The organism is Brenneria goodwinii, assembly GCF_002291445.1.
Lineage (GTDB): Bacteria > Pseudomonadota > Gammaproteobacteria > Enterobacterales > Enterobacteriaceae > Brenneria > Brenneria goodwinii.
Map to the genome: position 1 here is coordinate 527,653 of NZ_CP014137.1, position 23,589 is coordinate 551,241.

Consider the following 23,589-nt stretch of genomic DNA (forward strand, 5'->3'; position numbering starts at 1 on the left):
TGTATAAGAGACAGCTGACAAGGGGGAGGCAGGGAGGGGGTTGCTAACGGCAAGGTTTCGCACGTTGTCAGCAAACGTTAACCTCGACCTTCCCGCATATCCCCGCCTACTGCCGCGGACTAGCCTATTTGTGGTAGCTCAGATTCCAAAGATCCTGCCAATCCTGGCGGCTCTGCCAGTCGGTTGTCGCCGTCGACGTTTTGTATACCATCAACTCATCACGGTATTTTTCAACGCCGGAGGCTTCATCCGCCGGCAGTTTTACCGTCTGGTTGGTGGACATCTTGCCGTCCACGCCCTGTGGCGCGATGCCTTCGGCGGTCATCAGGTAATGCATAAACAGCTTCGCGGCGTTCGGGCTATGGCTGCCGGTGGCGATAACCCCCATGCTGGGGTAATTCCAGCCGATGAACGGTTTCATGCCGTGGCAGAGGCCCAGTTTCATCCCGTTCTTGTTATCACGGAATTTCGCCGTGGAGACCAGACCGACGAAATCGCCTTTACCGTCCGGCGCGCCAATCGCTTCCGCGGCGTCGTTGTCGGAATGCGTCAGCAGCGGACTATTGGCCGCCAGCGCTTTCACGAACGCCGCCATCGCCGAGCTTTCATCGGTTTCCAGCGGTTTGCCGAATTCCTGTTGATAGGCATCGCGCACCCGTTGATCGTAGTTGGTGGCCATCTGATTGAACCAGTCCGTGTAGGCCGGCTTACTGGTGGGATCCTGCATGGCGACTTTGCCTCGCCACTTCGGTTCGGTCAGTTGCCAGATGTTGGTGATCGGGCAACTGCTGTAATGCGCGGTGTTATAGGCGAAAACATTCGGCGCCAGCACCACCGTCAGCGGATTTTGATAGTGGGCCGGGATATGGGCTTTTATATCGTCCGGCACCCAGCTTTGCACATACCCCTTGCTCAACAACTGCTCCATGCCGGCGGGCGCATCTTCTATTATCGCGACGTCGGCTTTGACGTTATGCGCCTGCGCCTCGCGGCTGATGATCTCGATGACCTGCGGCGCGTCGGCTTTAATACCGACCGCATTCACGCCGTATAGCTTGCTGAACTCTTTAGCCTGCTGGACGATCTTGCCGGTTGACGCGTAGACGGTGATCGGCGCTTCTTTTTTCGCTTGCGCAATCAGTGATTGCAGATCGAAGGACTCCGCCGCCTGTGCGCCGGCAGCACCGGCGGCGCACGTCGCGAGGATGACCAGGCTCGTTATCAATTTGCGGTTCATAACATTTCCTTGGGTTGCGAGTTTGGGGTGGTCTGAGTGAATGTTTATTGCCGCCGTCAGCGCATCGAGAGTTCCTGACGTTGCCCCTGCTGGTTGAAAAAATGCAGCGACGAGGCGGGCAACTGGCAGTGCACTTGCTGATGGGGCCGCCAGCGCGGGCGCAATTGCGTGGAGTGGAGCAGGCGATCGCCGTCTTTGATCAGTTCAATCACCCAACTGCCGCCGGTAGGCATGATGTTGTCGATAATCATCGGCACGCTGTCGGTCTGTGGCTGTTCGGATAGCGCGACTTCTTCAGGACGAATGCCGCAGACATGCATATTGTTGCGCAGGGAAAAACGCTGCTGAATATAGGCGGCCAACGCGCTGGACGGCTGATTGAGCGGGATCATGTTCAGCTTCGGCGTGCCGATAAACTCCGCGACAAATCGGTTGGCGGGCCTGGCGTAGATCTCGTCCGGCGTGCCGACCTGCTGTAAATGTCCGGCGCTCATAACGGCGATGGTGGTGGCGAGGGTCATCGCTTCCCATTGGTCGTGGCTGACGAAAACGATGGTGGTGCCGAAAGTCTCGTGCAGACGGCGCAGCTCCGCCCGCATTTCCAGGCGCAGGGTGGCATCAAGATTGGATAAGGGTTCGTCGAGCAGCAATACGCCGGGATTGACCGCCAGCATGCGGGCCAGCGCGACGCGCTGTTGCTGACCGCCCGAAAGCTGGGACGGATAGCGGGCGGCATACTCGGCGATGCGTAGTTTTTCCATCACATCCCGGCAACGCGCTATGCGTTCCACGGCCGAGACTTTTTGTAATCGCAGGCCAAAATCGACGTTCTGCTCGACCGTCATATGCGGCCACAGGGCGTAACTCTGAAATACCAGGCCGACGCGGCGCCGCTCCGGCGGAACATATGTCGCCCGGGCAACGGAATCCATCACCGTACCGCCAATGGCGATTTCGCCGCCGCTGGCGTGTTCAATACCGGCGATCATGCGCAGGATGGTGGTTTTACCGCAGCCGGATGGACCAAGCAGACACATAAACTCGCCGTCTTTGACCGTCAGGTTGATGGCGTCCACGGCCGGTTTCTGGCTGCCGGGGTAGGTTTTGCTCAGATTGGTTAAGGTAATCTCAGGCATATCAGTTCTCCAGGCCTTCAGCCAGACCGGTACCGGAAATCTTCTGGATCAGTACCGTTCCGGCCCATGAAATCAGCGCGATCATTAACACCACGGCGTTGGCCGCCTGCTGGTAGTTGTAATCAATCAAGCGCAGGGAATAGGTGGTGAGGACGTCAGTGGCGGGGATCGCCAGGATAATGAACAGGCTGACGCCTTTAATTCCTGAAATAAACGGCAGCAGAATGCCGGTAGTCAGCGGCGCCGCCTGAATGGGGATCACAATGCGTCCGATACGGGTAAACCAGCCGGCACCGGCGATCCGCGCGGCTTCTTCCGGCTCTTTGCCTAGCTGGGTCATGGCGGCGATGCCCGAACGGCTGGCATACGGCATTTTTTCCGCGATCAGCGCAATCACCAGTATCAGGGGCGTGCCATACAGCGCGGGCACCGGGCCGCGTGCGACCGCAAACAGAGACAGGAAGGCGGCGGCAAACGCAATGCCGGGAACCAGATAAGGCAGGAAGGTAATCTGGCGAAGAAATCCCCCGACCCAGCGGATAGAACAGCGCATCACCGCATAGCCGACCAGCAGGCCCAGCACGCCCGAAGCGAGTGAGGCGGAGCCGACGATAATGACGGTATTCCATACCGCGCGCCAGAAATCAGGGGTGATCAAAATCCCGTTGTGCAGGGCGACCGTATCCAGATTATGACCAATCCAGAAGTCAAAGGTGAAGTTATCGGCGCTAAAGCGGCCGGGCAGCTTCATGATGGTGGAAAAGAACAGGGTAAGCAGCGGAATAACCACGCCCAGCAGCACGAAAACAAGCGCGATGCCGGACGTGGCGAAACGCCAGCGGCCAAGCTGACGACGGCGATCCATCCCGCCTTTGCCGCTCACGGTTACGAAACGTTTGGCTTCGCGCAGCATGCGCATATCCAGCAGCAGCGTGATCATGCCCATCAGCATGATTACGGCGGCGATCACCGCGGCGACTCCGGTCTGGCGCGATCCCAGCGCGCGGTACAAACCGGTGGACAGCGTATCGAAGTGTACGGGTAAACCGAGGATATAGGGGATGGCGAACTCGCCGATGCAGTCGGCGAAAATCAGCAGGGCGGCCGACAGCAGGGCCGGACGGACCAACGGCACAACGATGCGAAACGCGATGATCTTACGCGATGCGCCGAGTACCCGCGCGCAGTCTTCCAACTGGGTATCCATTCTTTTCAGCGCGTTGCCCACGATCAGGATAACCAGCGGCGCATAGTGGAGCACCATAATCGACACAATCGGAAAGTAGCCATATGCCAGCCAGTCCGGGGTATGGAAGCCGAGCGTTTCCAGCCAGCCGGGTTGGCCGCCCACAGTATGGTTTTTAAAGAGGGTGGTCCAGGCCAGGGCGAAGGTCCAGGATGGCAGCATGAACGGCACAATCAACGCGGTGGCGAACCATTTCCGCCCGGCCATATCGGTACGGTTGACCAGCCAGGCCAGGGTGACGCCGATGACCAGTGCGCCGAATACGGTACTGGCCGCCAGCGCCAGGGTATTGATCAGCGGCGTCCACAGCAGCAGCTCTGACATGCGCGACGTCAGCGTGCGCAGCAGATAGTAGTCGGTAAAGGCGCCTTCGGCGGCGTGTACGCGCGCGCTATCGCCGTTTTGCACCACGATGGCGTCAAGCAGAATGGATAATACCGGCGCCAGAATAATCCAGGTGAACAGCAATATCAGCACGATACCGATGAGGTTCGCCGGCTCGTGGCGCGCGATGGCAAACCGGTGTCGTAGCCTGTACCACCATGAAGGTTCTACCTGGTTAATTGCTTCGGATGTCACGTGGCGTATCTCTTTTCTGGTTTCAAACAGAAAAGGACTATATCGGGGCTTTATTACGGTTCGGTGATCGCTTTGCACATATGTGCAATTATTTTTTTATTCGGTTTTGGGCTACTTGGACGCAGGAGAATTATCAGTATTTTGCGCCAATACCACGCGGCGGCGGAGTGAATCGATTACCCTCACCTGGTCTAACCCCCCTTGTCAGGGCAGTCTCTTAGTCACATATACTGTTAACGGTATATGTGAGTTCAGCGCTATTTCGTGCGCGAAAAGAAAGGGGTTTTTATGCCGCGTCGAAGCACGCGCCCGACGCAGGGCGCTCAGTCGCCGCAGCCCTGCGAACCCTGGCTATCGGCTGAAATTATGCCGCTTCGCGGTGCCTTCGGTGCCCATGACCGCTATTCGAGCCACCAGTGACGCGTTCCCGACGCGGCACTGGTTTTCGCAGCATCCCTGCTGCTCACTCGGCGGTCAAGTTCACCTCAGCATAATTTCTTACGCCGGGTTAAGGGAAAAATTCGTCATGACTCCCTGCATTTGTGACTAAGAGACAGCTTGTCAGGGGGAGGGGTTAACGATTAAAAACGCGGGGTTTTTCTCCCTCCCCTGTGAAGGGGAGATGCCGCCGCTCAGCCATTCTAGCTGACGGCCGGACCGAACACCGGATAGTCGGGCAACTGAACCTGCTGATAGGGTTCCCAGCCGCCGCCCAGCGCCTTATACAAGGCGACCAGATCCAGGCTGCACTGTACGCGCGCCAGCATAGCCTGCTGTTTCGCCTGCGAGAGTTGGCGCTGCGCGTCCAGCGCGTCGATAAACGACGACAGTCCCTTGCGGTAGCCGTCGGTGGCCAGTTCGAATGCGTTTTGCAACGCGGCGACGGTGCGATCGAGCTCTTCCACCTGTTGCTGATCGGTGCGGTAGCTGACTAGCGCGTTTTCCACATCTTGCAACGCGGTCAACACCGTCTGGCGATAGCCCAGCGCCGCGCTGGCCTGCTCCGCCCGCGCCAGCTTGACGCCGGAGACTAACCGGCCGCCCTGAAATATCGGGATCGAAACGGAAGGGCCGAAGCTATAGAAATGGCTGCTCCAGTTATCCAGATAGCTGGCGTCGGTATTACGCACGCCGAACTGACCGGTGAGCGACAGATCAGGGAACAGCTGCGCGATGGACACGCCGATATTGGCGGTCGCGGCATGCAGTTGTGCTTCCGCTTCACGCACGTCCGGCCTGCGTCTGGCCAGCATCGAAGGCACGCCTACCGGCACGGCTTTGGGCAGCGACGGCAGGGATTTATCCGCCGCCAGTTCGCCGTCAAGCGCGCCGGGAACCCGGCCGACCAGCACCGCCAGGCCGTTCATCGCCTGGCGTATCTGCGCCTGATACTGCGGCAGCTGCGCGCGTAGCGAACCGAGTTGGGCGCGGGCATTTTCCACGTCCATCTGCGGCGCCAGACCGTTGCGTTGCCGGCTTTGGGTCAGATCCAGCGTTTGTTGCGCGATCGCAATCTGGGCTTCAAGCGTCTGGCTGGTGGATTGCGCGCCGCGCAACTGCAGATAGGTTCTGGCGGCTTCCGCCTCTAATGAGACCAGCGCGTCATTACGGCTTTCAATCGATTGCTGCTGTTGGGCGTCCGCCATTTCAACCTGACGCCGGACTTTACCCCACAAATCCAGCTCCCAGACGGCGTCGAAGCTGCCCTGATACAGCCCGACCGGCTGGGTCAGACTATCGAGGGCCGAGTGCAGCTCTGGGGCGGATTGATCCACCTGGTTGTAGACATGGTGCGACTCCAGCAGCCCCTTAAGACCCAACTGCTGACGCTTTGCCGACGCGCCGCCGTCGACCGACGGCAGCCAGGCGCCGCGCGCCTGATTGAGCTGCTGACGCGAACCGGCAATACGCAGCACCGCCTGTTGCAGGGTCAGGTTGCCGGCGATGGCCCGCTCGATCAGGCTGTCGAGTTGCGGATCGTTAAACGATTTCCACCAGTTGGGGTCGGTGGCCGCCGCCAGCGGTTTTGACGCGCCGTCCGATGCGATGTCATTGAACTTGCCTGGCGTGGCGGGCGTTGGCGCTTGATAATCGGGCCCGACCGAACAGGCCGACAGCGTTAGTAAGGCCGCCATCAACATGCCGGATCGTGAATATGAAAATGACGGAGAAACCCTCATGTCAGTGTGCTCCTGCACTGCCCTTGCTCTTGATCGGCGCAAGCAGTAAACAAAAAGGAATAAGAAGCAGGGCGATAATACTCAGACCCTTGAAAACGTCGATGTAGGCAAGCATGCGCGCCTGAACGATCATCTCTTTATACATTTGGCCGGTGGCGAGGGTGACGGGGTCGCCCGCCATTGTGGAAAAGTCCCTGATCGCTTGCGCCCAGCGTTCAATCGTCTGGTTGAACGGTTCGTTCAGCGCGGACATGTTATGCACCATATTGGCGCTGTGCACCTGCTGTCGTTCGGTAAGCATCGCCGTGGACAGCGAAATGCCGATCGATCCCGCCACGTTGCGGCACATGGTGAACAGGGCCGAGGCATCTGCATTCAGCCGTCGCGGAATGGTGACGAACGCGATGGTGGTCAGCGGCACAAACAGGAAGCCGAGCCCGATGGTTTGCGCGCTGCGCATCAATACCAGCGTGGTGAAATCGATATTCGGTGCCAACTGGGACGAATAGACGAAAGAGGCGGCCAGCGTGGCGAAGGCGCTGGCGATCATCCAGCGCGTCTGCACCAGCGGCATGAGTTTTAACGCGATCGGGATCGTCAATACCACCAGTACGGCGCCCGGTGAAAGGATCATCCCCGACCAGGTGGCGGTGTAGCCTAAATCCTGCTGCGCCAACTGCGGGATCACCACCGCGCTGGCGTACAGGATCATCGCCATGCCCGCCATCAGCACGCTGGACGCCGCAAAGTTGCGGTCTTTCAGGCAGTAAAGATCCACCACCGGTTTTTTGGCGTACAGCAGCCAATAGACCGCCCCGACCAGACCAATGGCCGTCAGTACGGCGAAGGTGATAATAAAGTTGGAATGGAACCAGTCGTCATCTTCACCGCGATCGAGCATCACCTGCAGACAGCCCAGTCCGAGAGTCAGCAAGCCGATACCGATATAGTCGATGCTTAACTTACCCTTCGCCATCTTGCGTTCCCACGGCGGATCTTCAAGCAACTGGTAGATGGCCAGCACGCTGAAAATGCCGACCGGGATATTGATGAAGAACACCCAGCGCCAGCTATAGTTATCGGTGATCCAGCCGCCCAACGTCGGGCCGAGCACCGGGGCGACGATCACCGCGATCGCCGAGAGGCCGAATGCCTTGCCGCGATCTTCCGGTTTAAAATAATCCAGCAGCACCGACTGTTGCACCGGCTGCAGACCGCCGCCGAAAAAGCCCTGCATCACCCGGAACAGAATGATCTGCCACAGCTCCGTGGCGATGCCGCAAAGAAAGGAGCAGACGGTGAACATCACAATACAGATTAGAAAGAATTGCTTGCGGCCGAACACCCGGCTCAGAAATGCCGAAATGGGCAGCACAATGCCGTTGGCGACCAGATAAGAGGTCAGCACCCAGGTGGATTCGTCATAGCTGGAGGAGAGGGAACCGGCGACGTGCGGCAGGGCGACGTTAACGATGGTGGTGTCCAGGATTTCCATGAACACCGCAAGCGTAACCGTAATGGCCACCAGCCAGGGGTTGCCGGCCGGCCGCCAGCTCTGGCTCTGGCTCATTCCACCGTCACCCTGGGCTCAACCGACAGGCCCAACGGCAGCGGTTTATCCACGTCCAGTCCCTTATCGATGACAATTTTCACCGGCACGCGCTGCACGATTTTCACATAGTTACCGGTGGCGTTTTCGGCTGGGAAGGCGGAAAAACGCGAGCCAGACCCCATCTGAATACTGTCCACGTGGCCCTGTAATTTCATCTCCGGCCAGGCATCAACGGAGATGTCAACTTTGTCGCCCGGCCGCATCCGTTGCAATTGCGACTCTTTAAAGTTCGCGTTGATCCATACCGCCGGCGAAACCAGCGAGAACAGCGAACTGCCCGCCTGCACCAGGCTGCCGACCTGCACGTTACGCCGGGTGATAAAGCCGTCGTAAGGAGCGCGCACTTCGGTGTAGTCGAGGTTGAGATTCGCGGTATTAAGCTGCGCTTGCGCCTGTTGCACCTGCTGTTGACACGCTTCAACGGCGGTTTCCTGCTGGCGGATTTGCAACGCGATCTGCGAGGCGATCTCCACCTGCGCTTTGGCGTTTTCCAGTTCGGCCCGCGCGCTTCTTAACTGCGCGCTGGCCGCATCGATATTGCGTTGCGATGTGGCGCGTGGATCCACCCCCCGCTGCCGTTTGTCGTCCTCCTGCGCGTTGAGAAAATTGGCCTGCGCTTTCGCCAACTGAGCCAGCGCCTGATCTTTTTGCGCCGGATACTGAACCTTGGCAAGATCCAGCGCCGCCTGCGACTGATGTAGCTGCGCGATAGCCAGCCCCAACTGGGCCTGGGCCTGATCGCGCTGGGCGGTGTTGTCGCGCGGGTCGATCACCATTAACAGATCGCCCTGTTTCACGCGCTGGTTATCTTTCACCAACAGTTGGGTGACGTAGCCCGATGTTTTTGGCGCGATGGTAACCGCATCGGATTCGGTAAAGGCGTCGTCGGTGGTTTCAATGTTGCGCGTGGTCAGCCAGAACCATAGCGCCGCGATCAGCATAATCACCACCACTATCGCGAGGATAATCAGGGGTTTTTTGCCAGGACTTCGGCGTTCGGATGGTTCGTTGTCTGGATTATTTTGCTGCTGGTTGCCATCTTGATGACGCAGGTCATCCTCTGACGGTGAAATCGATTGATTAGCCATAGTTCTCATCGTTATACGACGGACTCAAGCCGAGTCCTCTAAATTAACGCTGCTATTTGAGACGGATAACTCATCCGGCATCACCAGGTATAACTGATTGCGGACTGATGTGACTTGTATAGCTTGCGCCGTCTTAATCTCTAATAGCGCTCAAACGCACCTTCCGGCTTTATCTCTCACCGATGGTATTTTCGACCATATGACTAACGGGCCGGTCAATCAAGGTATGACCAGGTAAATGACTGGTAAGAAAATGAAACGATAAACGGCAAAATGTTTTTCCCGAGTTCATTCGATATCACGGGTTTCGGGCGGTTTTATCGGCGCGTATCCGAGGCGGGAGTCCCGGCGCGCCGGTTATATGAAGCGGTAATGTCGGCCGCTTGCCGATAGGCATGAGATCGCGGGGGGATAGGGAAAATAACGACATGGTTTGTAACGGTATTCTTTATTCTCTTCGATCCAATGGCGCGTTGGTTTATATGCGATGACCACGTTGACCGTATGGCAGGAACGGGCGCGCACGGGTTAATGCCATTTCTCTATATATTATTTTTTTTGGTTATTTGCTGGATGGAAGGGAGAGGGGAATACTTTATCTTCCATATAGTTTGAATGCGATCGATTTACTATGCTGCAAATGATTTTCACCGGGCTGTTATGCGGCGCTCTGCTTGGCTTTGTCATGCAACGAGGCAGATTCTGCCTTACCGGCGGTTTTCGTGATATGTACATTGCCAAAAATAACCGTATTTTTTACGCCTTGTTAATCGCCATCTCTATTCAGAGCATCGGGGTTTTCGCCTTAATCGCCACAGGGCAGTTGAACTATGATGCCGGCGCTTTTCCCTGGTTTGGCACCATTGTGGGCGGTTATGTCTTCGGCATCGGCATTGTGATGGCCGGCGGTTGCGCCACCGGTACCTGGTATCGCGCCGGTGAAGGGCTGATCGGTAGTTGGATTGCGCTGTTTGCCTATATGCTTGCCAGCGCCGTTATGCGATCCGATCATCTGGCCGCGTTCAATCGGCAGATAAAGTCCCTGAGCACGGAGCATACTCTATCGCCGCTACGTTTGGCCTGTCGCCGTGGCCGTTTATCGCGCTGCTGGTCGTAGTGACCCTCTGGCTGGTGGCGAAAGAGCTGAAAAAACCGAAGCTGAAGATTGCTTCTTTGCCGCCGAAGAAGTCGGGCCTTGCGCATCTGTTATTTGAAAAACGCTGGCATCCGTTTGCCACCGCCGTTCTCATTGGCCTTATCGCGCTGCTCGCCTGGCCGCTCAGCGCCGCCACCGGACGTGTTTTCGGCTTAGGCATTACCGCGCCCAGCGCCAATATTCTGCAGTACCTGGTAGTGGGTGACGACAAGTTTCTCAATTGGGGCGTGTTCCTGGTGCTGGGGATTTTCCTCGGCGCGTTCATTGCCGCGAAAGGCAGCCGGGAGTTTCGTATCCGCGCCGCCGATGCCGCCACCTCGGTACGCAGTTTTATCGGCGGTATCCTGATGGGATTCGGCGCCAGCATTGCGGGCGGATGCTCTATCGGCAATGGTCTGGTGATGACCGCCATGATCACCTGGCAGGGCTGGGTTGGGCTAACGTTTATTATCCTGGGCGTATGGACCGCGTCATGGTATCTGTTTGTCCGTCCAAAACGCCAGACGCGCCTGCAAACCGTGTCTGTCTGATCAGTAATTGGGGTTGTTATGATTAAAAAACTTGATGTGGTAAACCAGGTCTGTCCGTTTCCGCTTATCGAAGCGCAGGCGGCGATGGCGGAATTGCAGTCCGGCGATGAATTGGTGATTGATTTCGACTGCACCCAGGCAACGGAGAGCATTCCGCTCTGGGCGGCGGAAGAGGGACATACCGTTTCCGATTATCAGCAGGTCGGCGACGCGCAATGGAGCATCACGGTGAAGAAAGGCTGATTCGGCTTTCATTCTCAATACAGTGAAAACAACGGGCTGTTGCGAACGCAATAGCCCGTTGTTGCATTGGCGAAGGCATAACCGCCGGCTCCATTCGGCGCGGCGTTGCGATCGCGCCATTTTTTGCCGGTATCTCTTTTCAATTGTTGTGATAGATTGAAAAAAATACGCTATTAAGTGATGGTATCAGGTAAAGGTTCCGACTACCGGCCCGGTGACGGGATTGAAATGGTTAACATCCTTCATTTTTATTTCTTTTCATTGGGTTAACTGAATATATGAGTTATATCAAGGCGCTGAGTATCGGGTTTATCTGTGTGCTGCTGCTATCGTTTTGGCAAAGTTATGCTAAAGCGACGCAGCGCGGAGAGGCATTAACCGGCCAGAGTTTTTGGCATGCCCGGCGTGATTCCGCGGGGATTGCGCCGGATCCGGTGAAATTTCGCCAGACCGCGATAGTGCAAGTCTATGCGGCGCCCACTTACGGCTGGCGCGGCCTGCTGGCGGTTCATCCCTGGATCATCTTCAAGAAGGCTGGCGAAACCCAATACAGCCGCTACGAGGTCACCCGCTGGGGCGACGATAATGTTATTCGCCGTAACCGTTCGATCCCCGATGGATACTGGTATGGCTCACGGCCTGAACTGCTGGCGGATCATCGCGGGGCCGAGGCCGAGGCGATGATCCCGCGGATTGAAGCCGCGATCAAAAGCTATCCCTATCCGCACACCTATCGCGTATGGCCCGGCCCAAACAGCAATACCTTTATTGCGCATATCGGCAGGGAAGTGCCGGCGTTGAAGCTGGATATGCCGGCTAACGCGATTGGTAAGGATTATCGGCCGTTAACGCGTCCGATTGGCTTACCCCCCTCCGGCAAAGGCGTGCAGCTATCGCTGCTGGGCGTGCTGGGTTTGACGCTGGGCGTGGAAGAGGGGATTGAGGTGAATGTCTTGGGGCTCAATGCGGGGGTGGATATTAAATCCCCGGCGTTGCGTTTACCCTTTATTGGCCGGCTTGGCAGCGACAATTTGAAAAAAGATGAGGGCTGACGGCGGTGTTTATCAAGCGCAGTGAATAGCCGCCGTCTGTCCATCCGCTCTCATGCCTTGTCCGCCAAAAGCAGTTGATCTAGTAACCCGGTTAGCCCTTCCTGTGTGGCGGCGAGCTGCTGTAGCTCAAGATATTCAAACCCGATCACCGCCGCATACAATATTTTCCCGAGCAAGATCGCGCGTTCATGGGAAAAACCGGCGCGAACAAATTGCGCGGTCAGATAATTCAGTCTCTCGGTATCAACTTCAAGCTGGGCTGCGGCGACGCGGCTGTTGGTGACCGACCATTGTCTGATCGCGCTTTCGGATCGTAGCCCTCCATCGGCGGCATTACGCAATCCCGCGATGATACGCACCAATTCCTGTAGACCCTCTTGCGGCGATTTTCCTGACAGAGCCACTGTCGCGATCACCTCTTCGTTCGCCCGCGCCCGCCAATAGGTCAGCATTGCGGTTTCAAAATCGGCAACGTCTTTGAAATGCCAGTAAAACGACCCCTTGGTTGTTCCGAGTTCGCGCGCCAGCGCTTCCGCCTTGAGAGCGGACGCGCCAGATCGGGATAGCGCCCGGAAGCCGGCCAATATCCAGTCTTCGCGCGCCAGTCTGATTTTCTTTTTCTGCGTCATGGCTCAAACCATACGCTGGCGTATTGACATTTTCAAGCCGGCGGGAGATACATACGCAACCGTATGGTTGTGGCATTGCCCGCGGTGGTTCGATCTTCGCCGTGTCGCACTGGACGCCATTTCTTGCTATATCGCCGTTGGCGTTATGGAGAATGAGATTTTCAGGAGAGGATCTATGGCCGATTTACGTGGAAATTCGACGCCTGTACCAGCCAAATATAATGCGTTATTGATCGTTGCCGCCGGGTTGAGCGCCATTGCCGCTGTGCTGCATGTCGTCATCATTATTGGCGGCGCGCCCTGGTATCGTTTTTTCGGTGCGGGAGAACGCATGGCGTCGGCCGCCGCCGCGGGACAGTGGTATCCGCCGTTGGTTACTGCGATCATCGCACTCATCCTGACGATTTGGGGGCTGTATGCGCTTTCCGGCGCTGGCGTTCTTCAAAAACTGCCAATGCTTAAACCTGCTCTGTGCGCCATTACGGCCGTCTATTTACTGCGCGGGCTGGCGATATTTCCGCGTCTGGTCATCGAGCCAGGCCAGATCGCGCTTTTCGATATCTGGAGTTCCCTTATTTGCCTGGTTTATGGCGCGGTCCATCTTTGCGGCCTTGTCCAGGTCTGGCGGCGGATTTGAGTTATTTCAACGTGCCGGCGGACCGGGAAAATGAGCCATAACTATCATGGCGCTATGATCAGTCGCCTCGCGGTAGGTCTGTTTTCCCTATGCTAAGCATTTTTACTTGCGAGCCGGGGGCTTTGCTTCTATTTTGAGCACCGAAGCATGCCGTTGTTAACATAGTAAATGTATTGGCTAACATGGAGGAGCAATGGAGAACGCCGGTAAGATTTTTCGACAGTTACATGAAGGCTCCCGCGCATTTATCATTCCCAATCCGTGGGATATTGGCACGGCTCGAATTCTGGCCGCGATGGGGTTTCAGGCATTGGCGACGACCAGTGCGGGTATGGCTTTCTCGATGGGCGTCAGGGAAGGGCGCGTTGAGTGGGAAAACGTGATAAAGCATTGCCAATCGCTGGTTGAGGCCACCCCGCTCCCTGTTTCGGCGGATCTTGAAAATGGGCTCGGCGACAGTCCTGAAAGCGCCGCCGAGACGATCCGGGTTGCCGCCGGCATTGGTCTTGCCGGATGCTCTCTGGAAGATTTTACCGGGAACGCCGAACACCCTATTTATGATTTCCAACTTGCGGTGGAGCGCATTCAGGCCGCCGCTGAAGCCTGTCGCCATTTATCGCATGACTTTGTGCTCACCGCACGCTGTGAAAATTATCTGTGGGGTAAACCGGACCTCGACGATACCCTCAGACGGCTACAGGCTTTTGAAAAAGCGGGGGCGGATGTGCTTTATGCGCCCGGCTTGCGCGATCTTGCTACTATCCGAACCGTATGCCAGTCACTCTCTAAACCGGTTAACGTCATTACCGGCATTCAAGGGGCAACGTTCAGCGTGGCTCAGTTAGAAGACGTGGGCGTGAAGCGCATCAGCGTCGGATCCGCTTTGGCTCGTCTTGTTTTGGGCACGTTTATCCGGGCGGCCGGGGAGATGAAAGCGGACGGTGATTTCTCATCTCTTGAAACGGCGGTAGGGTTTAGCGAAATCGAGCGTTACTTCCCTTAATGCCTATCGGGGCGCCAGGTTTTATACGGTTTCTTTCATTTTACTGAGCAGCCAGCTTCTCAGGCTGGCGATATCCTCCCGAACGGCATATTCCGGCAGAGTGACAAGATAGTAATTCGCACCGGGAAGCGCATGTGCAAACGGCGCGGTGAGAACGCCTTGCTGAATAAAGTCGTGGGCCAGCAGGCTGCTGACGATCGCGATGCCCTGACCGGCGACTACCGCCTGAATGGCATGGGTTTCATCAGTGAAGTGTAAGCCGGTTTCAATATTCAGATCGGCGGGGCCAAAGCGATTGCGCCAGTTCTCCCAGCTTGGCGAAAGCGCGGGGACATGGCGATTATCGACGTGAAACAGCGTTGCCGATGGCAAATCCCTAAGTTGTTCGATTGCCAGCATCGGGCTGGCGACCAGGATAAAGCGATCTTTATAAAGCAGCGTCGATGTTAATGTTTCCTCTTCTTCCTCACGGTAGCGGATTGCCGCATCCACCGTTTTTCTCGTCAAATCAATTCGTTCCACGCTGGTATGCAAGCGTAAATCGATATCTGGCAACGCCATCTTCAGTTCGGCCAGACGCGGCACCAGCCAGTGAGTAAGAAAGTTCGACGTAGTGGTGATGGTTAACGCCGGCGGCGCGGTATCGGCATGAATACTTACTATGGTGTCCTGTAGTTCGCTGAATACACGCTCTGTGGTGTGGAAAAGTTTTTCTCCGACGGAGGTTAACGTTACGCCTTTGGCGCTACGTTCGAACACTTTCGTCGCCAGTTGTTCTTCCAGTACGCGTATTTGATGGCTGATTGCCGTGGCGGTGACGCCAATCTCATCGGCAGCCAGTTTGAAGCTGCGATGAACGGCAACGGCATTGAAGGCTCTGAGCGCGCCTAACGGCGGCAGACGTTTCTTTTTCACGCTGAATTTATCTCATCTATGGATGAAATCAATGACTTTGAATCGGCTTTATCAATGGATATAAGCTGATTAAACGCTGTATCAATGATGAATTCAATTCATTGTTGATGGTTTGATTTTTTTCCGATGGATAGAGAGCTATGACAAATTGTATTCCAGAAGATGACAACCTTCTGCCGCGTTTATCACTCACGCTGATGGTGCTGTCGCTGGCGCAGTTTGTTATCGCGCTGGATTATTCGATTATTTATGTCGCATTGCCCAATATCGCCAGTAGCCTGCAATTGGCCGATGCGCATGCGCAATGGATCGTTTCCGCCTATGGGGTAATATTTGCCGGATTTCTGCTGGTGGGCGGTAGGCTCTGCGATGCGATTGGCGCTAAAAGCATGTTTATTTTTGCGTTTACGTTGTTCAGCCTGGCGTCGCTGCTGGGCGGGATGACCACCTCCGCCGCCGCGCTGATCGCCGCCCGTGGTATTCAGGGACTGGGGGCGGCGTTTCTGCAACCCGCCATTATCGCGTTGATTTCACACTATTTCAGTCCGGGACGTGAGAGGGCGAAGGCGTTAACCGTATGGAGTGCGGTGGGGGCCGCGGGATTGGTTGTCGGCGTCGTGCTGGGTGGACTCTTTACCCAGCTCAGTTGGCGGCTGGTGTTTTTGGTCAATGTGCCGATCGGGCTGATATGTATCTGGTCTGCTCGCCGCTATTTCCACGCTATCGTTCGCCCGGCGCAGCGCCAAAGACTACCGCTATGGTCATCACTATTGGGAACCCTGAGCGTACTCAGTATCGTGCTGGCGATGACATCGTTAGCCGATCATGGCCTTCACCATATCAATACCCATCGTTGGTTCGGTATGACCGCAATATCGCTATCACTGTTTCTACTCGGCGAGAAATACGGCAAACAACCGCTGGTCGGCCGGGGTGTAAGGCGATTGGTCTCGTTGCAGCGCGGCAGTCTCTCCAGCGCGTTATACATGGCCAGCGTGGGGACCGAACTCTTTCTGCTCACCTTACTGATGCAGGATCACTATGGCTACAGCGCGTTGCAGACCGGGCTGCTTTTCATCCCGTTGACGCTGATGATTATTGTCGGCAACGCCGTAGCTGGTAAGCTGTTTACGCGAATGGCGGCGCTTAGGGTGTTGCGCTGGGGATTTCTGCTTGGGGCCACAGGGTTATTGCTTATCGTTTTCTCCCTCGAAGAACAGATCGACTGGCTTTGGTTTATCCCCGGATTGTTACTGAGCGGCGTGGGGCATGGGATGATCTACACCGCCAAATTCGTTGTTGGCATGCATGAGGTGCCGGATGAGCAGCAGGGGATAGCCAGCGGACTGATGATTACGGCGCAGTACGCCAGCGGCGCGATTGCCCTCGCCTTGATGGTGATCGTTCTCAATCTTCATCCCGGTATGGCCGGCTTTCAATACGGTTTTGCCGCCTTGATCGGCTTTGCACTGCTGGGCGCGCTGCTGACGGAGGATATTGGTAAGAGCGTATGATCCCCGCAGCCATCGCGCCGGTTATTTCGCATTAGGCGTGACTGTTCTTGCGGATAGTCACTCCCGTTCATCGTCTTCGGGCATCAGAAATCGGCTGACGGCTGACAGAAACCGGCCTCTTCCGGCCTCGTCCCGATCGAGGTGGACGAAGTGCGTGGCCGCCGGGATGGTCAGCGTCTGTGCGTTGGGCGCTTCTTGCGCCAGCGCGTCGGCATCTTCCGGGCGGCTCCAGAAATCTCTCTCTGAGCGGATAATCAGCACCGGCATGGTAAGGCGTGACGCCTGCCACTGTTTGTTGCCTATCGCCAGTTCAAAGCTGTCGGCCATAGCGCCGGAAGGCGCTCTGAAGCCGGGCGGATCTCTGCGGTAAGCGGTGTCGTCCGACGCCAGCGCCGCATCGGCATAGGCCTGCGCGACCCGTTCACGCCCGCTTGTGGGGGAGGCACGAGTGAATTTATCTGCATGAATGAAGAGAGCTATTCACGCATCGACGGAAATAGTTCTATGGTTTCGTGGCGTTGAAATTTACCAACCAATTTGATTTATCAACGGGCCAGCACGCTCATCGCCGTGATAATCGGCCCGCCGACGGTGCGTTTTAATGCGCCGATGGCCAAACCTTTCAACAGCGTTTTGGCGCCCTGACGAATCGTACTATCGATGTAGTCTCTGTCTTTGGCAGCGCTCAGCCAGCCGAGCCGTTCAAATTTTTCCAGCAATTCACCGGCGGCGACTTTGCGGCTATCAAAACAGATAGCGACGGATCCGGCATAGAGACGATGGGTTATCTCTTGCACGCCATCCTGCAGATGCAATTCCCTGACGACCCGCGCTACCTGTTTGGGATTCCGCTGTATGTAGTCGGAGCGAACGCGAATACGATTCTGAGTCTGGTGCAGGTAAGGTTTCATGGCGACCTCTGATACGCGAATAACGATCTATATGCAAATAACAATGCGAACAATTTACGTTACCACTATCAGCTTGTCCACTTATCGGCGGTAGAGCGATCGTTTTTTGTGACCCGCCATCCCTGGCGGTCGCTCTTCGGGCCGTGCGGCGCGACGTCACTGACTTGCGGCGGGCGGAGAGGCATCGGCGATGTGAGCCATCAAACCCGTTTGGTTCGGCGCGACATGGCCGGCCAGCACATGGCGATCCTGATAGTCGCCGCCGTTCTGCGGACGGAATGCAACCGGTGCGTCCTCGAACAGCCGTTCCACTCGGCTGCGCCAGGCCGCAGCGGCTTCGGCCATGCCTTTGGCGTCGAGTCCCGCAGCCTTATAGACCGCGAAGGTGGGCAGTACCTGCATACCAGAAAAGAACAGCGTGCCGTGCGTGATGGGAAAAAGCAGTTGCTCTAATGGCCCGTTAATACCGCGAGGCGAGTAGTCGATCGCCGGCCCGCCGACAGAGACTGCCAGCAGCGCCCGCTTTCCTGCAAAGCCGCCCTCGCCGTAACGATAGGCGTTGCCGGCGCCTTGGTAGCCATAGGCCAGGCCGTAGGCCCACACCCTGTCCACCCAGCCCTTCATGATCGCCGGCATGCTGAACCACCATAGCGGGAAATGCAGGATCACCGCGTCGGCCGCCAGGAGCTTGCGTTGTTCATCCGCGACGTCGGGCGTCTGGCAACCGTTGGAGAACGCATGCTCCGACTCTTCAATGAAAGACAGGCGATCCTGATTGACCCGCTTAGGAAAGTCCTGGGCATCGAACACCGCCTTCCATCCCATGGCGTACAGATCAGATTGCATCACCTCGTGGCCCTGATCCTTCAGTACCTGGGAAGCGATCTCGGCCAGTTGATGCGTTACGGACGTCTGCTCGGGGTGAGCATGGACAAGAAGAATTTTCATGGCTGGTGTTCCATCAGTAAATTGATGGAGACACGATAGGTTGGCATTAGATATATTAGAAATGAATTTCTGAAATTTCTGGTATTGCCATGAATAATACCATGAGGCGTCTTGACCTGAATCTGCTCGTTACGCTTGACGCCTTGCTGATCGAGCACAACGTGACTCGCGCCGCCGAGCGCCTGCATCTTTCGCAGCCTACTGTGAGCGTGCAGCTTGCCCGGCTGCGCGAGTTTTTCGGCGATCCGCTGTTGCTGCCCGGTCCTCGCGGCATGCGGCCAACGGCCCGCGCCGACGAACTACGCGAACCGTTACGGCAGGCATTGGCCGCGGTGGAACAGGCGGTAGCCCCCTCCAATCATTTCGATCCGGCTCAGGCCACCCATACCTGGCGCGTTGCGGCCTTTGACTACGGCGAGTTTACGATCCTGCAGCCCGCATTGGCGGGGCTGCGCGCAGCTGCGCCAGGGACACGCCTGGCCATCGTCCAGAGCGTTCCTTCGCAAGTGGCGAGGAAAGCGGAGCAAGGAGACATCGATCTGGCCTTCCTCATTGGTTCCGAGGCGTCGCCAGATCTGCATCGCAGGTCGATGTTCACGGAACGTTATGTCTTGGCCGGCCGCGCTGGACATCCTCGTTTGACACGCCGTCCAAGCCTGGCGCAGTTCTGCAAGCTCGACCATGTCATTGTGTCGCCGGACGGCGGCGGATTTCATGGCGTTACGGATACGGAACTTGCCAAGCGGGGTATGACGCGCCGCGTCGTTTTATCCGTGCCGCATTTCCTATTTCTTGGCGCGGTACTGGCGAGCACCGATCTGGTAGCGATGGTGCCGTCCCGGTTAGTGCGCGGCAATACCGTGTTGCAAGTGGTCGAGCCGCCCCTCGACGTTCCCGGCTTCGAGATGCTCATGCTCTGGCCTGAGCGGGTTCATCGCGACCCTGCGCATCAATGGTTGCGGGAACGTATCGCAAGCTCGGTATAAACGCCAATATCGGGGTCATTTCGCCCAATCTCCCTCGTCCCCCGCCGCCGCAAGCGGCGTTTTTTTCCCGATCGTTTTTTTTTGCGCCGTACTTAACAAAACCCAAAGCCACTTGATGAACCGCAAAGAATCCCCCCTTCATCGGCTGATAATGACAGGGTTGTGTTTTTTTCTTGTCCGCCGTTAATTCTGGGCAGGTTTAACATCGGAATGGACGATGTCCGCCCCGATCGCAGATGTAGGAAGCAGCATGGAGTCAGAAGAGTTAAGCGGACTGATGATGTTACGTCGTTTTGTTACGGTGGAACATCACATACCGGGTCGTATACGTTTACGTTTCACTAACCGGTTGATTCCCAGTCTTGGCAAGGGAAAGCTGGAGAAACTTGAGGCGTTATGCCACCCCGACAATACGTTGCGCAGCTACAGTCTCAATACACATACCGGAAGTTTGCTGCTGGAATATGACGCGAAGCAAATCAATCCGGCGGTGCTGACGCAGCTTTTTGGCGCGGATGATATCGCGGCCCAGCACGCGTTGGAACAGCTGGTTCAGTCGCTCTCGCCGTCATCCTAATCATTAAGGAATTGAATATGAGCAATGATAATAGCAATTCAGCCAATCAGGGGGGCGCCTATTACCCGCCGTATGGCTACCCTTACTATCCGCCAGTTGCTCCGGCTCCAGAGGCCGCCGCCCCGCCTCAGCAACCGACAATGTACTGGCCGCAACCGCCGATGTGGTACCCGCCGCAGATGATGCCGGGCTTCCCGCCAATGGGATACCCTATGCCGCCTCAACCCGGTACGCCGCCACCGGCCATGACCCCTCCGCCATATCCCCATTCCCCCCATCACTCCCATGCGCAGCCGCAGCCCGTTTTTGACTGGAACAGCCAGGCGCAGAATATGGTGGAAAACATGATGGGCGAACAAGCCGGGATACTTAAAAACATCATCGGCACCATCGGCATGGATGATAAGGAGTTCTGGAAAGGCGCGATGATTGGCGCGGCGGCGACGCTGCTGTTAACCAATGAAAGCGTACGCAATATGCTGCTGCAAACCGTTGCCAGCACCGGTGATTTGCTCAAAACGGGGGGCGCCAAGGTTAAAGACGGCGTGAAAAGCGGCGCGGAAACGCTGAAAGAAACCGCGACCACCAGTTCGACGATTTTCCGTGATACGTTGAAAGCGGGAAAAGAGGGCTTCAATGAATCGGTGGAGCGTCATCGCCAGCAAGGACAGCCCGCAAGCGAGGAGCCGCAGAATGAGCAACAATCGTGACAGCCTGAGCCCGGTGAGCCGGGCGGTCATTGCCGGGGCGCTGGTCGGCACCACCGCGTCCTGTGTTGAGCAATGGCGTCGTTATCAGAATGGCGAGAAAACTCTGCATCAGACGGCGGCCGCCGTGGCGTGTGATGCGGCGAAAGGCGGTCTGGTGGGGGGCGCGGTAATGGCCGTCGCCAATGCCACCGCCGGCCGGCCGGTTTTGACCTTGCTGACGTTGTTGAGCGCCGGCGCCGCCGGTATCTACCTGATGGATGCGATTGGCAAAAAGGAGGCCGATGATGAAACAGCCTAATTATCCTTATGTTTATTACCCGTATTACACGCCTTATCCTCCGGCGGCGGCACCGCAGATGCCTTATCGCCAGACCAATGGCAGAGCGCACTTGATTACCGGCGTGGTTGCCGGCGCCGCCATCGCCTATTTGCTCAGCAACCGTGAAGTTCAGCAGGGCATCACGGCAACGGCCAGCAAAGCGTGGGGCACGGTGCGTGGCGAAGTGGAAGAGTTAAAAGAGCGGTTAGCCGATTTACAGGCTGAACTGGAATATTACCGTAACCGTGAAACGGATGCCGAGTGATCGCTCGTTTGCCTGAAACCATCACGTTGGTTCATCAACTGCCGGGGCGGGTACGTTTGCGCATACCGCAAATGCGACGCTACCCGCAAAGTTTGGCCTGGCTGAAACGTCAACTGCTCTCTTTTCGCGGCGTTAATGGCGTGCGCCTGCGTCCTGAAGCCTGTTCCGCGGTCATTACCTACGATCGTCAGCAGACCAAAAGTCAAACCCTGTTGCAGAAAGCGCTGGCGTTGGACTGGCAGGCAAGCACGCCGGGTGATTATGACGCGGAATATAGCCGCAGCGACAATCTGCTCAATCTTGGCGGTATCGTGCTGGCGCAGCTATTGCCCGGAAACTGGGCCGCGTTGCCCGCTTTGTTGCTTACCGCTCCCACGTTAGCCGAAGGTGCGGAAAGCCTAGCTCACGGCCAGTTGAAAGTGGACGTGCTGGACGCCATGGCGCTGGGCTTGTCCATGGCGCGGGGCGATCACCGCACGGCGATGATCACCCAGTCGCTGTTGACGTTGGGCGAGTATCTGGAGCAGGAAACCAGCCGTCATTCCGATGCGCTGCTGGCCGATCTGATGCAGCCCAGAGAACACCCGGTTTGGGTTGAACGGCAAGGGATGCGTGAAGAAATTCAGAGCGACGAATTGGTCAACGGCGATCTGATGCTGCTGGGGCCGGGGGACAATATTCCCGCCGATGGGACGGTTCTGCGCGGCGTAGGGCTGATTAATCAGTCATCGATGACCGGCGAAGGCGTACCGGTTCGCCGGGAGCGCGGCGCCTGGGTCTATGCCGGCACACAGGTGCAGGACGGCAATATCGTCGTTCGCGCCGATCGGGTTGGCGATGAATCCTCCACGGCCAATATCCGGCGTTTTATCAGTGAATCTCTGAGCCAGCGCAGTGAAACGCAGCGCGTGACGCAACAAATGGCCGATCGACGGGTCGCCATCACCATGGGCGTCGGCGCGGCGGTTTTCGCTTTAACCCGTGACTGGCAGCGCCTGGCCGCCGTCTTCCTGGTGGATTATTCTTGCGCCCTGAAACTGAGCACGCCCATCGCCTTTAAATCGATCATGAGCCGCGCGGCGCGCCAGGGACTCCTGCTGAAAGGCGGCAGGGCGATTGAACAGTTGGCCGCGGTCGATACGGTGGTGTTTGATAAAACCGGCACCCTGACGCATGGCGATATGCAGGTGACCGATGTCGTTAGTTTCGATCCGCAAAAGGCCTGGGCCGAGCGTTTGCTGGCGATAGCCGCGTCCGTCGAAGAACACAGCAATCATCCGTTGGCGAAAGCGGTGGTCGCGGCGGCGGCGCACCATGCGTTGCCGCATATTAATCATGGCGAAGTGGAATACGTTATTGCCCACGGTTTACAGTCCGAGATGGACGATCACCGCATGGTGGTGGGGAGCCGTCATTTCCTTAGTTGCCATTACCAGATTGATTTTTCCGAGTTTGAAGATGAGATCGACAGGCTGGAGTCGCAGGGTCGTCACCTGCTGTTTATCGGTCTGGATGAGCGTCTGGTCGGCATGATCGGCCTGCAGGACAACGTGCGGGAAGAAGCCGCGGACGTCATTCAACGGCTGCGTGAACGGGGAATCAAAAATATCGTTTTGCTGACCGGTGATAAGGTCGAGAAGGCGCGGCAGCTGGCGCAGGAGTTATCCATCGATCGCTTCTGTGCCCAGGCGACGCCGGAAAGCAAAGTCGATGTGGTGCGCGATCTGCAACAGCAGGGGCATCGCGTATTGTTTATCGGCGACGGCATCAACGATGCGCCGGTATTAACTCAAGCCGATGTGGGCATGGCGATGAATCAAAGCACCGAGTTGGCGCAGCAGGCTGCCGATGCCGTATTGCTGCGGGATAACCTCGACGGGGTGGTGACCGCCTGTGAAATGGCTCAGGAAGCCATGCGTCTGGTTAACAGCAATATTCGCCTGACGGAGTGGGTGAATAGTTCGATCATGCTGGCGGCGGCCATGGGCTGGCTGAAGCCGACGGCCAGCGCGCTATTGCATAACGGCACCACGCTGGGCGTTTTACTGCGCTCATTGGCGGCCAGGAGCCGCAAACAGACTGATACGAAAGCCACTGATTAATATGCGGGAGTGGA

Annotated in this window: 22 protein-coding genes and 1 pseudogene; 12 read left to right on the forward strand and 11 right to left on the reverse strand. The window is 57.0% G+C overall.

Annotation, left to right across the window (positions count from 1 at the left end):
- Nucleotides 1-124: 124 nt before the first annotated feature.
- The 6 genes from ACN28R_RS02405 to ACN28R_RS02430 form a co-directional block, all read right to left on the reverse strand.
- The gene (locus ACN28R_RS02405) at nucleotides 125-1,237 is read right to left on the reverse strand and encodes an ABC transporter substrate-binding protein (protein ID WP_095833477.1); all 1,113 of its coding nucleotides are present in this window, start codon (nucleotides 1,235-1,237) and stop codon (nucleotides 125-127) included.
- Nucleotides 1,238-1,293: 56 nt separating this feature from the next.
- Nucleotides 1,294-2,373, reverse strand: a complete 1,080-nt coding sequence (locus ACN28R_RS02410) for an ABC transporter ATP-binding protein (RefSeq protein ID WP_095833478.1) — start codon at nucleotides 2,371-2,373, stop codon at nucleotides 1,294-1,296.
- Nucleotide 2,374: 1 nt separating this feature from the next.
- Nucleotides 2,375-4,198: an ABC transporter permease gene (locus tag ACN28R_RS02415; RefSeq protein WP_095833479.1), complete on the reverse strand. Its 1,824-nt coding sequence runs from the start codon at nucleotides 4,196-4,198 to the stop codon at nucleotides 2,375-2,377.
- 641 nt (nucleotides 4,199-4,839) lie between these two features.
- A complete protein-coding gene (locus ACN28R_RS02420; protein ID WP_375153868.1) occupies nucleotides 4,840-6,339 on the reverse strand; it encodes an efflux transporter outer membrane subunit in 1,500 nt (499 codons plus the stop codon).
- 40 nt (nucleotides 6,340-6,379) lie between these two features.
- Nucleotides 6,380-7,948 (reverse strand): DHA2 family efflux MFS transporter permease subunit, encoded by a 1,569-nt coding sequence (locus ACN28R_RS02425; protein ID WP_095833481.1) that lies wholly within the window; start codon nucleotides 7,946-7,948, stop codon nucleotides 6,380-6,382.
- On the reverse strand, nucleotides 7,945-9,087 hold the full coding sequence (locus ACN28R_RS02430; protein ID WP_095833482.1) for an HlyD family secretion protein: 1,143 nt from the start codon (nucleotides 9,085-9,087) through the stop codon (nucleotides 7,945-7,947). The genes ACN28R_RS02425 and ACN28R_RS02430 overlap by 4 nt, the downstream gene beginning before the upstream one ends.
- 622 nt (nucleotides 9,088-9,709) lie before the next feature.
- Between ACN28R_RS02430 and tsuA the strand changes: the two are divergent.
- The 3 genes and pseudogenes from tsuA (at nucleotide 9,710) to ACN28R_RS02445 (ending at nucleotide 12,059) form a co-directional block, all read left to right on the forward strand.
- Nucleotides 9,710-10,764: pseudogene (gene tsuA, locus ACN28R_RS02435) on the forward strand (thiosulfate utilization transporter TsuA/YeeE).
- A gap of 18 nt (nucleotides 10,765-10,782) precedes the next feature.
- The gene (gene tsuB, locus ACN28R_RS02440; protein WP_048637947.1) at nucleotides 10,783-11,007 is read left to right on the forward strand and encodes a thiosulfate utilization sulfurtransferase TsuB/YeeD; all 225 of its coding nucleotides are present in this window, start codon (nucleotides 10,783-10,785) and stop codon (nucleotides 11,005-11,007) included.
- A 278-nt stretch (nucleotides 11,008-11,285) separates the two neighbouring features.
- Nucleotides 11,286-12,059 carry a DUF3750 domain-containing protein gene (locus ACN28R_RS02445; RefSeq protein WP_048637948.1) on the forward strand — a complete coding sequence of 258 codons (774 nt, stop codon included), beginning with the start codon at nucleotides 11,286-11,288 and terminating at the stop codon, nucleotides 12,057-12,059.
- 50 nt (nucleotides 12,060-12,109) lie between these two features.
- Here ACN28R_RS02445 and ACN28R_RS02450 read toward each other — a convergent pair whose 3' ends face one another.
- Nucleotides 12,110-12,688 (reverse strand): TetR/AcrR family transcriptional regulator, encoded by a 579-nt coding sequence (locus tag ACN28R_RS02450; RefSeq protein ID WP_048637949.1) that lies wholly within the window; start codon nucleotides 12,686-12,688, stop codon nucleotides 12,110-12,112.
- Nucleotides 12,689-12,863: 175 nt separating this feature from the next.
- On the opposite strand from ACN28R_RS02450, the gene ACN28R_RS02455 reads away from it, so the two are divergent.
- Nucleotides 12,864-13,325, forward strand: a complete 462-nt coding sequence (locus ACN28R_RS02455) for a hypothetical protein (RefSeq protein ID WP_095833483.1) — start codon at nucleotides 12,864-12,866, stop codon at nucleotides 13,323-13,325.
- Nucleotides 13,326-13,518: 193 nt separating this feature from the next.
- The gene (locus tag ACN28R_RS02460) at nucleotides 13,519-14,328 is read left to right on the forward strand and encodes an isocitrate lyase/PEP mutase family protein (RefSeq protein WP_048637951.1); all 810 of its coding nucleotides are present in this window, start codon (nucleotides 13,519-13,521) and stop codon (nucleotides 14,326-14,328) included.
- A 21-nt stretch (nucleotides 14,329-14,349) separates the two neighbouring features.
- Here ACN28R_RS02460 and ACN28R_RS02465 read toward each other — a convergent pair whose 3' ends face one another.
- A complete protein-coding gene (locus ACN28R_RS02465; protein ID WP_095833484.1) occupies nucleotides 14,350-15,243 on the reverse strand; it encodes a LysR substrate-binding domain-containing protein in 894 nt (297 codons plus the stop codon).
- A gap of 140 nt (nucleotides 15,244-15,383) precedes the next feature.
- On the opposite strand from ACN28R_RS02465, the gene ACN28R_RS02470 reads away from it, so the two are divergent.
- Nucleotides 15,384-16,757, forward strand: a complete 1,374-nt coding sequence (locus tag ACN28R_RS02470) for an MFS transporter (RefSeq protein ID WP_095833485.1) — start codon at nucleotides 15,384-15,386, stop codon at nucleotides 16,755-16,757.
- Between the two features lie 57 nt (nucleotides 16,758-16,814).
- Here the strand turns inward: ACN28R_RS02470 and ACN28R_RS02475 are convergent, their stop codons facing one another.
- The 3 genes from ACN28R_RS02475 to ACN28R_RS02485 form a co-directional block, all read right to left on the reverse strand.
- On the reverse strand, nucleotides 16,815-17,084 hold the full coding sequence (locus ACN28R_RS02475) for an alpha/beta fold hydrolase (protein ID WP_220701766.1): 270 nt from the start codon (nucleotides 17,082-17,084) through the stop codon (nucleotides 16,815-16,817).
- Nucleotides 17,085-17,302: 218 nt separating this feature from the next.
- The gene (locus ACN28R_RS02480) at nucleotides 17,303-17,668 is read right to left on the reverse strand and encodes a hypothetical protein (protein ID WP_048637954.1); all 366 of its coding nucleotides are present in this window, start codon (nucleotides 17,666-17,668) and stop codon (nucleotides 17,303-17,305) included.
- 156 nt (nucleotides 17,669-17,824) lie between these two features.
- The gene (locus tag ACN28R_RS02485) at nucleotides 17,825-18,616 is read right to left on the reverse strand and encodes an NAD(P)H-dependent oxidoreductase (RefSeq protein ID WP_095833486.1); all 792 of its coding nucleotides are present in this window, start codon (nucleotides 18,614-18,616) and stop codon (nucleotides 17,825-17,827) included.
- Nucleotides 18,617-18,705: 89 nt separating this feature from the next.
- Here ACN28R_RS02485 and ACN28R_RS02490 point away from each other — a divergent pair, with 89 nt between their 5' ends.
- From ACN28R_RS02490 to ACN28R_RS02515, 6 genes are all read left to right on the forward strand, one after another.
- Nucleotides 18,706-19,602 carry a LysR family transcriptional regulator gene (locus tag ACN28R_RS02490; RefSeq protein ID WP_095833487.1) on the forward strand — a complete coding sequence of 299 codons (897 nt, stop codon included), beginning with the start codon at nucleotides 18,706-18,708 and terminating at the stop codon, nucleotides 19,600-19,602.
- Nucleotides 19,603-19,852: 250 nt separating this feature from the next.
- A complete protein-coding gene (locus tag ACN28R_RS02495; RefSeq protein ID WP_048637957.1) occupies nucleotides 19,853-20,179 on the forward strand; it encodes an HMA2 domain-containing protein in 327 nt (108 codons plus the stop codon).
- 17 nt (nucleotides 20,180-20,196) lie between these two features.
- Nucleotides 20,197-20,889, forward strand: coding sequence for a YtxH domain-containing protein (locus tag ACN28R_RS02500; RefSeq protein WP_095833488.1), 693 nt, complete (start codon nucleotides 20,197-20,199; stop codon nucleotides 20,887-20,889).
- Nucleotides 20,873-21,187, forward strand: a complete 315-nt coding sequence (locus ACN28R_RS02505; RefSeq protein ID WP_095833489.1) for a magnetosome protein MamC family protein — start codon at nucleotides 20,873-20,875, stop codon at nucleotides 21,185-21,187. The genes ACN28R_RS02500 and ACN28R_RS02505 overlap by 17 nt, the downstream gene beginning before the upstream one ends.
- Nucleotides 21,174-21,473 carry a YtxH domain-containing protein gene (locus ACN28R_RS02510; RefSeq protein ID WP_048637960.1) on the forward strand — a complete coding sequence of 100 codons (300 nt, stop codon included), beginning with the start codon at nucleotides 21,174-21,176 and terminating at the stop codon, nucleotides 21,471-21,473. Before ACN28R_RS02505 ends, ACN28R_RS02510 begins: the two co-directional genes overlap by 14 nt.
- Entirely contained in the window at nucleotides 21,470-23,575 is a 2,106-nt protein-coding gene (locus ACN28R_RS02515) for a heavy metal translocating P-type ATPase (protein WP_236840174.1), read from the forward strand. Before ACN28R_RS02510 ends, ACN28R_RS02515 begins: the two co-directional genes overlap by 4 nt.
- Nucleotides 23,576-23,589: the final 14 nt, after the last annotated feature.

Bases quoted from the DNA above. Each gene is read 5' to 3' on its own strand.
- ACN28R_RS02455 (WP_095833483.1), top strand. From the start codon at position 12,864: ATGGCCGATTTACGTGGAAATTCGACGCCTGTACCAGCCAAATATAAT.
- ACN28R_RS02500 (WP_095833488.1), top strand. From the start codon at position 20,197: ATGAGCAATGATAATAGCAATTCAGCCAATCAGGGGGGCGCCTATTAC.
- ACN28R_RS02445 (WP_048637948.1), top strand. From the start codon at position 11,286: ATGAGTTATATCAAGGCGCTGAGTATCGGGTTTATCTGTGTGCTGCTG.
- ACN28R_RS02490 (WP_095833487.1), top strand. From the start codon at position 18,706: ATGAATAATACCATGAGGCGTCTTGACCTGAATCTGCTCGTTACGCTT.
- ACN28R_RS02450 (WP_048637949.1), bottom strand. From the start codon at position 12,688: ATGACGCAGAAAAAGAAAATCAGACTGGCGCGCGAAGACTGGATATTG.
- ACN28R_RS02420 (WP_375153868.1), bottom strand. From the start codon at position 6,339: ATGTTGATGGCGGCCTTACTAACGCTGTCGGCCTGTTCGGTCGGGCCC.
- ACN28R_RS02410 (WP_095833478.1), bottom strand. From the start codon at position 2,373: ATGCCTGAGATTACCTTAACCAATCTGAGCAAAACCTACCCCGGCAGC.
- ACN28R_RS02430 (WP_095833482.1), bottom strand. From the start codon at position 9,087: ATGAGAACTATGGCTAATCAATCGATTTCACCGTCAGAGGATGACCTG.
- ACN28R_RS02505 (WP_095833489.1), top strand. From the start codon at position 20,873: ATGAGCAACAATCGTGACAGCCTGAGCCCGGTGAGCCGGGCGGTCATT.
- ACN28R_RS02405 (WP_095833477.1), bottom strand. From the start codon at position 1,237: ATGAACCGCAAATTGATAACGAGCCTGGTCATCCTCGCGACGTGCGCC.
- ACN28R_RS02470 (WP_095833485.1), top strand. From the start codon at position 15,384: ATGACAAATTGTATTCCAGAAGATGACAACCTTCTGCCGCGTTTATCA.
- ACN28R_RS02475 (WP_220701766.1), bottom strand. From the start codon at position 17,084: ATGGCCGACAGCTTTGAACTGGCGATAGGCAACAAACAGTGGCAGGCG.
- ACN28R_RS02480 (WP_048637954.1), bottom strand. From the start codon at position 17,668: ATGAAACCTTACCTGCACCAGACTCAGAATCGTATTCGCGTTCGCTCC.
- ACN28R_RS02485 (WP_095833486.1), bottom strand. From the start codon at position 18,616: ATGAAAATTCTTCTTGTCCATGCTCACCCCGAGCAGACGTCCGTAACG.
- ACN28R_RS02425 (WP_095833481.1), bottom strand. From the start codon at position 7,948: ATGAGCCAGAGCCAGAGCTGGCGGCCGGCCGGCAACCCCTGGCTGGTG.
- tsuB (WP_048637947.1), top strand. From the start codon at position 10,783: ATGATTAAAAAACTTGATGTGGTAAACCAGGTCTGTCCGTTTCCGCTT.
- ACN28R_RS02460 (WP_048637951.1), top strand. From the start codon at position 13,519: ATGGAGAACGCCGGTAAGATTTTTCGACAGTTACATGAAGGCTCCCGC.
- ACN28R_RS02510 (WP_048637960.1), top strand. From the start codon at position 21,174: ATGAAACAGCCTAATTATCCTTATGTTTATTACCCGTATTACACGCCT.
- ACN28R_RS02495 (WP_048637957.1), top strand. From the start codon at position 19,853: ATGGAGTCAGAAGAGTTAAGCGGACTGATGATGTTACGTCGTTTTGTT.